The following is a 13,028-nucleotide window of genomic DNA, read 5'->3' as shown; positions in this document are numbered from 1 at the left end:
ACACACGTCCGGCAAACCAGATCGTAGTTGAACGGCTTGCCAGTGATCGGATGGTTCATCCCCAGCCCCTGCCTTTCCGCATCTTGTAGACCGAATCGTACCCTTGCCGTTTTGCGGACTCCGTCCGGTACTGGTAGTAGTTCTGGTGGCCGTTGCGTTGAGCGACCCGTAGCCGATGTTTGCGTCCGGCGATGAGACGTGCCTCGGCGACAGCAACAAGGCACGTCTTCACATACCATTCCATCGCTGCGTCAGTCGAGTCGCAACCAGCCACGTTCGGTGCGATCAGTTCGGCGAGCACGTCCGGCTGCATCCCGCCGACCCGCATGTACCTGGCACCGCGCAACCTTCGGAGAGTTTTGCGTGGCAGCAGATGGAGGTAATCCCATTCTCCCTGGCCGACGTTCCATCGGGTCGGCGAAGAAGCCAGCGCCTCGGACCCGACCACACGGTCGAGTTCGTCCAACGCCCATAGCGGGCGGCTCACGTAAGCTTTTCCGTACTGTCGCCGACGTGGATGAAGATGTTGCTCCAGTCGTCACCTGACCTGATGCTGGCGTCGGCTTCCGCTAACAGTAGCTCGATGCGTGCCACCAGGATCCGTAGCGTCCGGCGCTCGGCGTCGCGTATCTCTTGGTCGTCGGCGGAGCACTGGTCGCAGTCGTGCCACACACCACCGTGGACACAGTCGGCTTCCATGAAGTTAGCGTCGGTCATCAGAACAGATCCTCTTCTTGCTCGGGTACTTCGTTGACTAGCTGGCTAGGTGGCACGGTCGGCAGGTGGTCGCCTTCCTGATCGACCGGGTTGCCTTCCCTCCGGTACTCGACAGCCGATGCGATCATCGACTGTCTCACCGAGAAGCCTTCGATGCGTAGCTCCTTGGCCGCCTCGTTGACGCTGGCAGTCACAGGGAGGCCGAGTGCCGTGAGTGTTCGGCACACCCGCAGAATGTCTTCACGGGTCACGATGGCTGGCACCGACCGGGCGGCACCGGGCCTCACGTATTCGATCTGGCCGGTGCCGACACCCTTCACGATGAGTGTCATCTGATCGACGAACGAAGTGGTGCGTGCGTGCTTGCGAGTGATGGTCGTGGTGTGGTGCATGTATTCGTCGCGACCGGCGCGCATCGTAAAAATGGCGTCGGCCTTGTCTGTCTTCACAGTCGAACCGCGCGCCCCCATCGTCTCGTCCTTGCCGGTGTTGTCGGTTGATATGACGGCGATCCCAGCCCGCTTCAACGGTGCGATAGCAAACTCGTAGAGCATTCGCCACGGCGTGTCATCTTTCTCTGCGCCGGTGACGAACCCGTTGATGCCGTCGAGGATGACGACGGACGGCTGGATCAGGTTGGCGGCCCGGGCAAGCCATGAGGCTGTTTCGATCTGGTCGAGCTTGTGGGGCAGGTCGGTGTACGCCAGATTGTCGAGGTCGCTCGCCGAAAGTGGGATCGCTTTGACTCTGCCCACAGTGTCGAGCCTGCCCATCTCGGCGTCAAGGTAGAGCACAGCCATAGGCCCGTCAGGTAGCAGGAGGTTGGCGTCCCACGGGTCGATGCCGCGCGCCAGTCGATGAGCTATGTGCAACGCCAACGTCGACTTGCCTGCCTTGGCGGGTGCGACAAGCGCAGTCCACCGGCCAGGGAAGATAAGTCCAGCGATGATCGGTACTTCTGGTGCGTGGTTGCCGAACGCTTCGCTCCAGTTGATCAGGCCGAGGTCGTCGTGTGGGTTGACTGGGACGTCGTCGTCGTCGAGGTCACCGTCGAGTTCGTCGTCGTCGTCGGGGTCAACGAAACGTCGGGTAACCGTCTGGTTACTGACTAGCTGACTAGCTGCCTGCTCGGCGTTGTGTTTCAGCCGGATCGTCGACGCCGCTGCTTTCGTGTTGCCGCCGTGTGCTGTCGCGGCGAAGAAATGGAACGGTGTCAGGCTGACGGAACCGTCCGGGTTGGTCGAGCCGGTGGAGTGCAGTGTGTGGACGCTGGCGTCGGTGGAGAACAGGACGAGGACGCCGGTGTCGTTGTGGAGGACGGCCGACGTTCCCTCGCGGACTTCTTTGCCTGGCCTCACCCAGTGTTCGTCGTTCCCTTGGGAGTGGCTGAACTTCCATCCGGCTGCACCGAGCCGGTCAGCCCAGTTCCAGTGTTCTCGGAGAATGTCGGCTGGCCCTTTCTCGGTGCCGATCCTGCCGCTGCTGCCGTTGTTGACGGGCATGTCGATGCGTTGCTTCGGTGGCCGTTCGGTTTCGGTGACGAGTTCGATGAGCCAGTCGGGTGCGTCTTGGAGTTCGTGTTCCCAGGGCGCCATGCCTTCGAGCCAGACGTACGGCTGGCCGCTGGGGTGGATGGTTGGGGCGACGACGATCTGTCCGCCGTCGCCTCGGACGTCGACGCCGGGTGCGAGCTTGCCGTTGCGGACGTGTGTCTCGGAGGCGAACAGTAGGTGCATTCCGTTGCCGCCTGTTGCTGCGGTGACGGTGTCGCCGGGGTCGCCGTGTTCCATGACGAGCCGTTGCCATGCTGCTCCGCCTGATTGGTCGGGGTCGTGTTCGTCGAGGTCGATGGCGAACACGCAGCGCTGCCCGAACGGGGTGTCTTGCCAGCCGAGGGCGAGTCCGATGCCGTGGTCGTGGTAGGTGCCGTCTGGTGCGAACCAGTTGACGATGGTGGTCGGGTCGGTCGTTGCCGCCTTCGTCCACTCTTTCATCGGTGGGCGTTTCTCGCCAGGTTTGATTGGGAGCACCCGGTAGCCGGATGCCACATATCTGGCTGCTGCTTCTAATGCGTCGATCGGTTGTTTCATTGGTGGCCCCTAGCCATGTGGATGCAACAGGCCGACGCCGTGTAGGGGGCATGGCGTCGGCCTGTTACGAATGGTTGACTAGCTGCCTAGTCGGTGAAGTGTTCGGTCAGTTTAGCGACCGGTCACCAGGGCTCTTCGACGTGGTTGGCGTCGGCTTGGGTCTGTTCGGTGGCGGCGAGCTTGATGGCGCTCTCTGCACGGTAGGCGGCTTCGGCCTTGTCGACCCATTCGCCTTCTCCGGCCACCAGCTTCAAGTCTGCGTACACGCCGACCGTCATCTGTCGTGGGACTGCGTCGAGTTCGGCTTGCGTGGTGAGTAGCTGGCCTTTCGGGTTGCCGTCAGAGTCGTAGACCTGCGCCGAGTTGGTGCGCTGCTTCACGCAGTCTCCGACTTGCAGCTGGCGTCCGAGTGCGCGTTCCGCCTGGATCCAGTCTGCGAACGACTTGCCTTTGAGGATGAGCCGGACTGTTTCTCCTGCTTCGGGGACGCCTTGTTCGTCGCCGAGTCCGGCGGGAGAGTCGGTGCCTGGCATGACCAGGCATTTGACGACGAGTTCTTGGCGTGGGTTGCCGTCCGCTTTCAGTAGCGGCCCGATGATCCCGGTTGCGGTGTCCTTCTTCGTACGGTTGCGTCGTTCGACGTTGATGACTGCACCGACGAAGTTCTGTCCGAGTGCTGTGCGTTTCACGACCGGTGATCCGGCTGCGTGCTGTTCTCCGAGTTGAATTGCCATGTTGCTTTATCCTTCTTCTGTGGTTAGTTGAATTGCGGGTTGTGTTTCATTTGCGGTAGCTACGTTGTTACCGGATTCGTAATCTACCAGTTCTTTGATCTCGACGGCAAGTCTCACGGCCTGTTCTGTCGAAAGATTTCCGAGACGATGGCCGAGCGTTAACACCGGGAAGCGTCCGTCGACCATTGCGAGGACGGCCGTGAACTCGACGTTTCCCTCAGCCTCGTCAGCGAGCAGAGGGTCGTGCATCTCACCGTAACCGTCATCCTTGGTTTGCCTCCACGCCGCCCAAGTGCAGAGCGCCAGATACAAATGTCCTCGCTTCATCGAGGGCAGCTTCGATAGCTGGAACGGAACCTCCGCCTCGTTACTCTCCTTCACCCGGAACCCCGTCCATTCCCGGCCCGACTTGTCGAGCACCATGTCGAACATGAGTCGGGCTTCGGCCATCATCTCATCAGTGGCCGGTCCCCCCTCAGCTTCGAGCGGGTCGATCTCTGGTTCGGCGGGTGGCGGGGCAGGGTGGGCGGCCTCCTGCTCCGCCTTTGTCTCCACCATCTGAGCGAGCGATGGCCGCTGCTCTATCTCGGCCAGCAACTTCGACACTCGGATGACGAACTCGTTGCGGTTCGGGTTGACGCCGAACCGTTTGAACGTCTCTCTGATTGTGGCTTTCTGCACTTCGGTCAAAGCGTTGAACCTGGCCCGGTTGCTCGTCACCGTCGGCGACGGATCGTGGACCACGGCCACCTGTTCGTTGACCGGCTCGGCGGCTGGCTCGACTGGCTGGCTAGTGGACGGCTCAGCCCGCGGTGCCCATTTCCTGCCGAGTGAACGGTTCTGGCTGCGAAGCGCCTGCCACCATGCGTGCATGTCAGTCCAGTAGGCGAAACCCTCGTCGAGGTCGATCGGGAAAACTTCGTAGCTGTCCGGCTTGATCGAGATGATGAGGCCACCCGCCAGTTCTGGCGGTGCGATCCGTTTCGCTCCGTGCTGGCTGCCTGGGTCAGCGACGATCCAGTAGTCGGCCTTGCCGTAGGCGGCGACCTGTGCACCCTCTTCCGGGTGGGCCGCATGATTGCCGTCCTCGGGCCTGGATTTCCAGTCGACCAGATAGTACTTGCCGTCGATCTCGACGACGGCGTCACCGGTCCCGCCGTAGCCGAAGTATTCGTTGCCGCGTTGGACTCCGGCGGCGTTGAGGTACCGGGAGATGGCGACGAACTCGACGGCGATCTGCTTCGGTTGGTAGGCGGCGAAGAAAGCGTCGGTGGTTCTGACGTACGGCTTCGCAGCGTCGGTCATCTGGTAGATGGGCAGACGGTTGGCGAGCAAGGCTTCGGCGTGGGCGTGAACGATGTTGCCGCGGTCGCCCGCCTTGTTCAGACCGGCCGCCGAGAGCAGGTTGATCCGCTCTTTGCGTTCAAACTCGTTGTCGACGTTGCCGATTTCGACTAGCTGGCTAGGACTCTGAGACAGCCGCTTCGCCATTGCCCGCGACCAGTCGGTCCCGACAGCTTTCTTGACTGTGGAGATCGACGGGTAAATCTCGTTGTCGCCGGTAGCTCCCCACACTGGGTCGGCTGGCAGAGGGTCGCAGTAGAACCGGTCGCCGAACCTTCCTGCCTTGACCCGGTAGTTGTCGGCGTCTGCTGGCGGTCGCAGTTCGATCACTGGTTCGAGCCTTCTCCGTGGTTGATATGCCACAGTCCGATGAGTGCGGCTTCGGCGCGGCCGTCATGCTTCACCAACATGAAGGAGCGAGCGTGCTGCGGCCAGCGTCGTGTCGCCATTTCCCGTGCCTTGCCTTTGTCTTTGTTGAGCCGCATGTCGCGTTTCCATTTGGCGGGCGAGACGTAGACGAGTCGCATTCCTTGCGCTGCGGCCATTGCTTCGACTACACCCTTCGATCGGCCGAAGCTGAACGCTGACGTGACACCCATCTGCGGCGAGGAAGACACGTCCTCGATCACGCAGATAGCTTCGCCGACCGTCGCGCATCGAGCTACTGTTAGCGGAAGCGTGAGGGACGAGAAGGTTTCGGAGAGTTGAGCGACGGACACATGCTTGCCGATGATCGGCATGTCGTAAACGCTGATCAGTTCGCCGAGGTGGTCGAGCAGAGCGATCGCCCCGGTCTTGCCGGGGTCGACTCCGACGATGAGGCTCATGCCGGGATCCGTGTCTTTGCGCCGCGTGCCGCCAGGACGGCTTCCGCCTTGTACTGCTCGGCGAGATCGTTGGCGACGGACGACACTTCGATCGGATCGTAGGTGTGTGCCGCTGTCTGCGTGTCGGTCAGGGCACCGTCGGGGACGATCCGGCCGGACCTGATGAGGATGCCAGTCAGACGCTTGCCGAACAGTGCGGCGATCTGGCGGCGGGTCAGCGGCGGCTGAGTTCTGCCGAGCGCTTTGGCGGTGGCTGCGTGCAGCTTTGATTCGGCGGTGTACTGGACGGCGTTGTCGGCGGCGATCGTTCGCACTTCCTCTTGCAGGAACAGGAGTGGCGCTGTGAGCGCTGCCACTGCGGTATAGTCGACTTCGCCGTCCGCTCCCTGCTTGCCGATGGGGGAGATTCTGCCTGCTCTCACGGCACTGTCGAATTGCTTTCTTTCCAGGATGAGGCAGGCTTCACGCCGTGTGATTGGTTCAGTCAGGGACTTGTATTTGCTCATAGGAGAGCAACCTATCACGCGGCGTGAAGACTTGCAACTAGTCTAGTCAGCTAGTTACGAACCCTTCGCTAGCCTCGCTGAAACCGGAGAACGCTTCGTCATCATCCCAGTCCTCACGCATCCGGGCAGCCCTCACTTCAAGTGGCGGCTCCAGACGCATCTCCAGAATGTCCAGAAACTTCTCCGTAGCACCGTCGCGCAGCATGAACAGGTAGCCGTTCACGGCGCGACGGACGCTCAGTTGGTTTGGGTCGGCTCCTCGTCCGAGGCACCATCCGTCGAATCTTCCCCAGTCTTGGATGATCCATCCGAGGATGATCCCGGCTGCGTAGGGTCCACGTCCGTCAATCCTCGCATGATCGCAGAAGCAATCTGACTGACGAGCGCCGGGGCCATCGAATCTTCGATGTGTGCGAGCATCGCTTCCTGCTCGTCAGGATGAACGGCGTTGATGATCAAGTCAATGGACAGGGCGTACGCCGAGGCCGCCCGCTCTGGGCCTTCCAAATCTTGGACTCTTGTCGCCTCCGCCGCCTTGTCCATCGCCGCGCGGAACGCGCGCATCCCAAACGGTTGAAGCCGGTACTCCTTTCCCTGGACTTCCAGGATGTCGTCTTCGACTGGTGCTCCGAAACTGTGCTTTGCCATAGGTCAGCACCTTAGCATCGGCCGCAGCAAACTAGTCAACTAGTCGAGAGCAGCATCAATCGAGTTCTTCATAAAATCGCTGCCTTCTGCGCGAGCGACCCCACGCACAAAAACGAGATTGCCAGATTTGTTCTCAAACCGCAGCCACCCGCTCCGACCACTAGTACTCGGATCGCTACTCCACCGAAGGCCACCCGCCACCTGGGGCTGCCCCGGCCTCACCCGCATAGACCCCGACCGACCCGGAGCGTTAACCGGGCCTCGGCCAAACTCATTGACCAGAGTGTGAGGTGCATCAGAAATGACCCGAGACGCCGGACCCTCCGGCGACTCACGTACCGACTCGACACGGATACCGTTCCGTAGCTTCCCGCTCTTCACCGGAGCCAACCGTTTCATACGTTTCTGGACGGCATACGAACGGCGCTGGACGTCCCTGCCGACGTCGCCGTTCGCCGACCGGAGCATGATGCCGACCGCCCCGTCGTTGAAAATGACGGTCCCGCCGTCAATCTTCAACTTGCGCACAGACATCAGCTACACCAGTCTTGCTGCGGCAATCCGATCGTCAGTCGAGTAACAATCGCAACGCAGCCACCCTCGTTCTGGATTGTCTGCTCGACGCCCGCCCGCTCCCAGCCTTCCGGCAACCCGCCAGTGAGAGTGTTGTAAATCAAAGCAGCTTCCTCGCCGATAGACGCAGCAGAAGCCTGTATCTCCGCCGTCGTCGGCGGGTTGCCGTTGTCATCCATCACAGGCGAGCACCGGAGCAAGATGACGGCGACATCGACCGCCAGCAGCGTGTTGTCGCAGATCGTCAAGTTCGTCACCGGCTGCGGGAAAGTCTGGGTGCTGAAAATGCGAGTCCACGTTGCCGCCAAGACACCGCAGCACTCATCCCACACTAGATCGCCAGCAAAAAGATGGTGGTCGATGATCGGCTCGCTCGCCGTGGACGCCTCGACCGCTTCGAGCACCCTATTCATCAGTACCTCGGCGACGTCAGCAGGTGACCGGGCCAAGAGCTCGCCGTAACTGTTCAGTGGCATGACTGGAGACTAGCCGACTAGCGCCGACGTGGTCCGTCGATCGAAACGACGCGAGGCTTGCGTCGCAAACCGTTCGGGTTGACAGTCCGAATCAGATTGTCCGTGAGCGGCATACCGGTCAGCCCGAGATTCAAGAACAGGGCTGGGTCGAGCGCTTGCGTCGTGATCCCCTGCCGTTGGACAGCAACAAACCGCGACGGGAGTTTGCACGCGTTCCCGGCGAACGCCGAAACGTACTCACGGACCACCTCGCCCATCGCTGCCCCGACCAGACCGTGATATTTGGATCCGACGCTGAGCGGCACACCGGCAACGTAGGTGACCTTGACCCGGCCAGGCTCGCAGCCGCCGGAAGACGGCCAGCAGCCAGATATGCGGATCAGCTTGTTGCCAGCGATCATCGTGTAGCTGGCAGGGTCGAGCGTCACGCCGTCGACGCGAAGATCAGTGATCGCTTGCACCGGGCCGATAGGCAGTTTGATTGCGCAGCACATGCCATCGGAGATCAAGCGCGTACCGTTCCATGACGTCGGAGCGCAATGGTCTGACGGATACTGGCGGACCTGGAACCGCTGATCGTACGTGCATGTACCAAAGTTGCGGCCGGTCAGCCCGTTCAAGAACTCCCGGGCAGCCGACTTTGCGGAATCCAGCACCTCATCATCAACATTGCCAGTATCGGCGTAGCCGATGATCGGCCATTCCTCGCATCCTGTTCTTGCCATCACGTACTCCAGTCTTGTTCTTCCGTATAACGCAGAAAGGGCGGGCGCACAGGCCCGCCCTTTCCACAAGTCGAAGGCTGTTGTCAGCCGTTCGGATCGAAGTCGATCAGCCAATCGACCAGAGTCGAACGGTCCTTCCCGTTCGACTCCAGTTCAAGGATGAGACTGGTCGTCTCCGGGTACAACGTCACGAAGTCTTTGACCTCGTCGACGTTGTGGCTCCCAGGATCGAAGTCCACTGTTGCTGGATCAACCGGTTCCGGCGAAGTGTCTGCCGATGCCGACCCGAAGACCAGGAAGGCTTCGGCCGACACCGGCAACACCGGCGACGCCGGATACTCGGTTGGTGGCTTCGGGCGGGGGACACCCAATCTGTGTGTGCGTGCGGTCGACATGCGGCCACCTTACCTTTCTGATGATGTTGGATCGGGGACTAGCTGGCTAGCCAGGATCAGGATGCGCCTGCGACCCAAGCGGAACCGCCCCAGTGGGCGAGGCTGCCATCGCCGAGCGTGATGTAACTGCCAACCGCCCACTCCGTGAGCGGAGAAGCGATGACCGTGCTCAGGCCAGCAATGGTGAGTGGTGGGCCAGCGTTCGTTGGGGTCAGCGTGCCCTCGGCGCCGGTCACTTCGGTTGCGCCGGTAGCGACGACAATGGCGCGTGCGCCGTTGCTCGACACGGGAGGCTGGACGTCGGTGATACCGATGTAACGGAACGCACCGACAGGCCACGGGTTGACGGTCGGAGAGTCGGCGTACGGGCCGGTGCCCCACGCCGAAACGGCGTTGTCCGACGGGTCAGGAGCAGCACCGAATCCGTTGCCGCTCATCTCCATGTTCATCGTGCCGTTCTCCACGGTGCCACCGCCAGCAATCATGCCGTTGCGGACATAGGCGGCAGCGAAGTAGCCCCAGTACGGCTCGCCCGAAGCGTTGCACGGCTGCCCGGTCGCCCGCGTCCACACCTCGGCGGCGAAAGCGTTGACGTTCCGGTTCTCATCGAAGAACGTACCGACCATGCCGTCAGTGTCGAAGTTGGCGAGCGAACCAGCCACCATGACCATCGTCTCGGGGTCGATCTCGCAGAAGTCCATGCCAAGATTCAGCCACTTGACGCGAGGCGCATCTTTTTCTTGGATGCAGAAATCGCCCCAAGCATTCTCGGACGTGTACTCGGTTCCCTCTTCCGTTTCGTGCTCCCACGAAACAGAGATGAACCCGGTGGTGATGATCGAGCCGAGAGCGCTGTCGTACAGCGGTACTCCGCATTCATCCAGGGCGGTCAGTCGCATGATGCGACCTTTGATGGACTTCATGGTCTGTTCCTCCTGGAATCAGGCTGGGGTATGGGTAGAGGTGACTGCAACACAGTCGTAGCCGATCAGCCATGTTCGCTGGATCAGCACTGTGCTGCTGTTGTGCGTTCCGTCGTTCGTTTCGACCTGCTGGGGTGTGCCTGCCCGGAACAGGACCGGCGCGCCGGTGCCGAGAACGGTGAGGCCGTCAGCGCCGTCGTAGCCTGCACCGATCACGACCGGCGTACCGGTGCGGGTGGTCAGGGTGCCCGACGGACGGACCAAACCGTCGCCGCCGAGCATGATCGCTGCACGAGGTGTGAGATGGATGACACCGAGGCCGTTGTATTCCTCGGCGAGATGCTGTTCGACTTCTGCGAGAGCGCTCAGCAACGACGAAGCGGCAGGCAGTGCTGTCGCTGCACCCGTCGCCTCATCCCAGAAGATGCCTTCTACTGCTGGCGCTTCGGAGTAAGCAAACACGCTGTCCGGTGACGTCGTGTAGGCGTCATCCCGGCCAAGAGTGTCGAACAGGGACTGTCGTACATACGAGTAGACAGTGTGGCGTTCGGCTGTACCGCCAGCCAGGCAGGATTCGGCCAGCGTGAGCGCCGTCTGCGAGTCGCCGGACAGGCATTCGTCGTCGGTTGTCGACACGACACCACCGCACACACCGCTCCCCGGCCACACGACGCCGAGACGGTCGTGTGTCCCGAGATCGCGTGGCAGGAAAGTGGTGGTGAGTCCGTGCAGCCGCGGGCGTACCTGGGGAGGAGATACCGGGATGCGGACTTGTGAGGTGGTTGTCATGTTGAGACTCCGATCTAGATGACTAGCTGGCTAGCCAGTATCAGACTTCGCCGTCGATTTTGCCGGTCAGCGTGTAGCTCCACTTGCGTCCGGCAGGGCCGCGACGTGCGATGGTCCAGAACTCCTCGAACCATGCCGCCGTGTAATCGTTGTAGGCGTTCATGTCTGGGTCGCGCTGGACGCCGAGGTCGATGCGTCCACCGTTCAGCGAGAAGTACGAGCCGCCGAACCACATGGCGACCTGGACTGCCGCCGGATAGTTGGTGGCAGGGGCACCACTGTAAAGGGGCTGCCAGTCGGGGGTGTACTGGGGCTTGATGCCGCGCTGCGTGAGCCAGCCGTTGATCATGGAGTCGGGGACCGACATCATGTTTTCGACGCCCGCACGCTTCGCCATGTTGGCGCGGAGGACCGGCATGATCCACTCGGGGATCAGTGCTTCGACGACAGTGTTCGCGCCGACCCGGTACTGGGAGCGCATGTCGACAGCCTGCAACTCGATGATCTGGAGCAGGTCGGCGGCGACGTCCGAGCCGGGATCGGCTGGGATGACCGTGACAGTGTCGTTGACGACCCGTGCGATACGTCGGCTCGACATGAACCGGCGGTGCGAGGCGAGAGCGACCCGCAGGAAGTCTGCGGTCAGTTCCGGCCATGCCTCGTTCGACAGGTTGCCGTGAGTGACCGACAGGCCGTCAGCACCCATGCGGGCCTCGGACCACGTCGGGCAAGGGATGCGCATGGAATGCTTGAACGGTGTGCCGGTACCGGCGATGGCTGCGTCGTCGGCGTCGTCGGTTGCGACTGTCACCGTGTCGGAGTCGACGACCGTGACGACGTAGTAGTCGCCGGAAGCGAACCCGGAAGCATCGGATCCTGTGACACGGATCGCGTTGCCAACTTCGAGGCCGTGATCGGACGCAAAGTTGAGGGTGGCGACGTTGGAGACGATGGCGCCAGTGAAGGCGACTCCGCCGACAGCGTTGATGTCTGCCGTTTCACTCCACGCCCAGAAGGCGTCGTCTGCGTCGCCGACCTGGAACATGCTGGGGAACATGATTCCTGCCCGTACGTCGCCACCGAAAGTCGGGACGTCGAACAGGTTGTCAGCGTCGGGGCCGAGGTCGAACTGTTCGAACACGGGCTGCGACGGGGCACACCAGCCACCGGCTGCGAGCAGCGATTCGGCGGTCACCTTCGAGTTGTCGACCGAAGCGCGGAGGACTTCGGCGTTGTGCTTGGCGTCCGACGTCAACGTCTGGTTCTCGGCGAACGGCATGTTCAGTCGGCCGATGCGGGGACGGTTCTTGCCGACCGGCATGGATGCTGCCCGGTCGTTGAAGCTGGCGGCCAGCTGGAGCAAGGTCACTTCGTTGTCGGCACGCACCTCGGGGTGAGTGGACGTGGCGAAGTCGATTGCTGCGACAAGGCTGGGCTTCGGGCCGTCGGCCTTCGCTCCGCTGGCTGCGAGTGCCATGCGTTGTGCGCCTCGGGCGGGGGCTGGGCGCGGGGCGCGACCGGCGATTGAGGCGGGGGCGGCGCGGCGGGCGCTGGCGGTGATCGCTGCGGCGGATGCCGGGGCACCAGCCATCTCTTCCAGCGGCTCGGCGGATACCGGCGCGTCGAGCGGGGCGTCGGCCGGGGTGGCTACGTCCAGCGCTTCACCCGCTGCCGGTGCTTCCGTATCGGATGCGGTGCCTTCTTCGGCGATCGCTTCGACTGCCTCGGCGGCTTCGACGGCGGGACGGACGCGTGAGGCGAGTGCTTCGGCGGCCATGTCGGCTTCGGCGGCAGCGTCGGCGCGGGCCGTCTGCTCGGCGCGGAGTGCGTCGACGTCGTCGGCGAGTGCGGTGAGGGTTGCGATGTCGCGGCTGCCTTCGCTGTACTGGCTGTCGAACTCGGCGGTGAGTTCTTCGAGGCGGGCGGCGAGAGTTTCGTCGTCCATCGCGTCGAAACCGGTGGTTGCCGGTGCGTCGAGGACGGCGGCGTCGGCTGCGGTGAGAGCGTCGCCCTCGGCAGGCTTGTCTTCCATTCGGGTTTCGCCGAATGCTTGTCGGTGGAAGTCGAGCAGTTCATCCACGGTCATGCCGTTGACTGTCTTGACGAGCTTGTTGGTCTTCATGGCTTGCTCCCGTGGGGGTAGTGGCGGTTTGTGGAGAATTAGGTCTGCCGTGAGCGTCTGCTCTCGGGGCACTCGACCGAAGCGTTGGCCTCAGCGGTGGCTGTGTGTCTGTGACGGTAGCGGAACTAGCTCGCTAGTGCAAGCATTGTCTATCAGACT

15 protein-coding genes are annotated in these 13,028 nt (G+C 62.3%); all 15 read right to left on the bottom strand.

The window, feature by feature from the left end; translation table 11 throughout:
• Positions 1-55: 55 nt before the first annotated feature.
• The 15 genes from ACH2EI_RS13650 to ACH2EI_RS13580 all read right to left on the bottom strand — a co-directional run bounded on the left by ACH2EI_RS13650 (position 56) and on the right by ACH2EI_RS13580 (position 12,869).
• The gene (locus ACH2EI_RS13650) at positions 56-487 is read right to left on the bottom strand and encodes a hypothetical protein (protein WP_395160422.1); all 432 of its coding nucleotides are present in this window, start codon (positions 485-487) and stop codon (positions 56-58) included.
• Entirely contained in the window at positions 484-717 is a 234-nt protein-coding gene (locus tag ACH2EI_RS13645) for a hypothetical protein (protein ID WP_395160420.1), read from the bottom strand. The genes ACH2EI_RS13650 and ACH2EI_RS13645 overlap by 4 nt, the downstream gene beginning before the upstream one ends.
• Positions 717-2,807: a bifunctional DNA primase/polymerase gene (locus ACH2EI_RS13640; RefSeq protein ID WP_395160418.1), complete on the bottom strand. Its 2,091-nt coding sequence runs from the start codon at positions 2,805-2,807 to the stop codon at positions 717-719. The genes ACH2EI_RS13645 and ACH2EI_RS13640 overlap by 1 nt, the downstream gene beginning before the upstream one ends.
• Before the next feature lie 122 nt (positions 2,808-2,929).
• A complete protein-coding gene (locus ACH2EI_RS13635; RefSeq protein ID WP_395160416.1) occupies positions 2,930-3,541 on the bottom strand; it encodes a hypothetical protein in 612 nt (203 codons plus the stop codon).
• 6 nt (positions 3,542-3,547) lie between these two features.
• On the bottom strand, positions 3,548-5,215 hold the full coding sequence (locus ACH2EI_RS13630; RefSeq protein WP_395160414.1) for a hypothetical protein: 1,668 nt from the start codon (positions 5,213-5,215) through the stop codon (positions 3,548-3,550).
• Entirely contained in the window at positions 5,212-5,712 is a 501-nt protein-coding gene (locus ACH2EI_RS13625) for a hypothetical protein (protein ID WP_395160412.1), read from the bottom strand. Before ACH2EI_RS13625 ends, ACH2EI_RS13630 begins: the two co-directional genes overlap by 4 nt.
• On the bottom strand, positions 5,709-6,218 hold the full coding sequence (locus ACH2EI_RS13620; RefSeq protein ID WP_395160410.1) for a hypothetical protein: 510 nt from the start codon (positions 6,216-6,218) through the stop codon (positions 5,709-5,711). The genes ACH2EI_RS13625 and ACH2EI_RS13620 overlap by 4 nt, the downstream gene beginning before the upstream one ends.
• A 46-nt stretch (positions 6,219-6,264) precedes the next feature.
• Positions 6,265-6,441 (bottom strand): hypothetical protein, encoded by a 177-nt coding sequence (locus tag ACH2EI_RS13615; protein ID WP_395160408.1) that lies wholly within the window; start codon positions 6,439-6,441, stop codon positions 6,265-6,267.
• A gap of 14 nt (positions 6,442-6,455) precedes the next feature.
• Positions 6,456-6,866, bottom strand: a complete 411-nt coding sequence (locus ACH2EI_RS13610; RefSeq protein WP_395160406.1) for a hypothetical protein — start codon at positions 6,864-6,866, stop codon at positions 6,456-6,458.
• A 533-nt stretch (positions 6,867-7,399) separates the two neighbouring features.
• Complete coding sequence (locus ACH2EI_RS13605; protein ID WP_395160404.1) at positions 7,400-7,915, bottom strand: hypothetical protein; 516 nt, start codon at positions 7,913-7,915, stop codon at positions 7,400-7,402.
• Between the two features lie 17 nt (positions 7,916-7,932).
• Positions 7,933-8,640 (bottom strand): hypothetical protein, encoded by a 708-nt coding sequence (locus ACH2EI_RS13600; protein ID WP_395160402.1) that lies wholly within the window; start codon positions 8,638-8,640, stop codon positions 7,933-7,935.
• 83 nt (positions 8,641-8,723) lie between these two features.
• A complete protein-coding gene (locus ACH2EI_RS13595) occupies positions 8,724-9,035 on the bottom strand; it encodes a hypothetical protein (protein ID WP_395160400.1) in 312 nt (103 codons plus the stop codon).
• A gap of 56 nt (positions 9,036-9,091) precedes the next feature.
• A complete protein-coding gene (locus ACH2EI_RS13590) occupies positions 9,092-9,934 on the bottom strand; it encodes a hypothetical protein (protein WP_395160398.1) in 843 nt (280 codons plus the stop codon).
• A gap of 42 nt (positions 9,935-9,976) precedes the next feature.
• The gene (locus ACH2EI_RS13585) at positions 9,977-10,747 is read right to left on the bottom strand and encodes a hypothetical protein (protein WP_395160396.1); all 771 of its coding nucleotides are present in this window, start codon (positions 10,745-10,747) and stop codon (positions 9,977-9,979) included.
• 40 nt (positions 10,748-10,787) lie between these two features.
• Positions 10,788-12,869 (bottom strand): major capsid protein, encoded by a 2,082-nt coding sequence (locus ACH2EI_RS13580; protein WP_395160394.1) that lies wholly within the window; start codon positions 12,867-12,869, stop codon positions 10,788-10,790.
• Between the last annotated feature and the right edge of the window lie 159 nt (positions 12,870-13,028).

It is taken from the genome of Ilumatobacter sp., assembly GCF_041688325.1.
In the GTDB taxonomy this organism is placed as follows: Bacteria; Actinomycetota; Acidimicrobiia; order Acidimicrobiales; family Ilumatobacteraceae; genus Ilumatobacter_A.
Note: the sequence above shows the minus strand (reverse complement) of the source record. Positions and strands in the feature narration are given on the sequence as shown.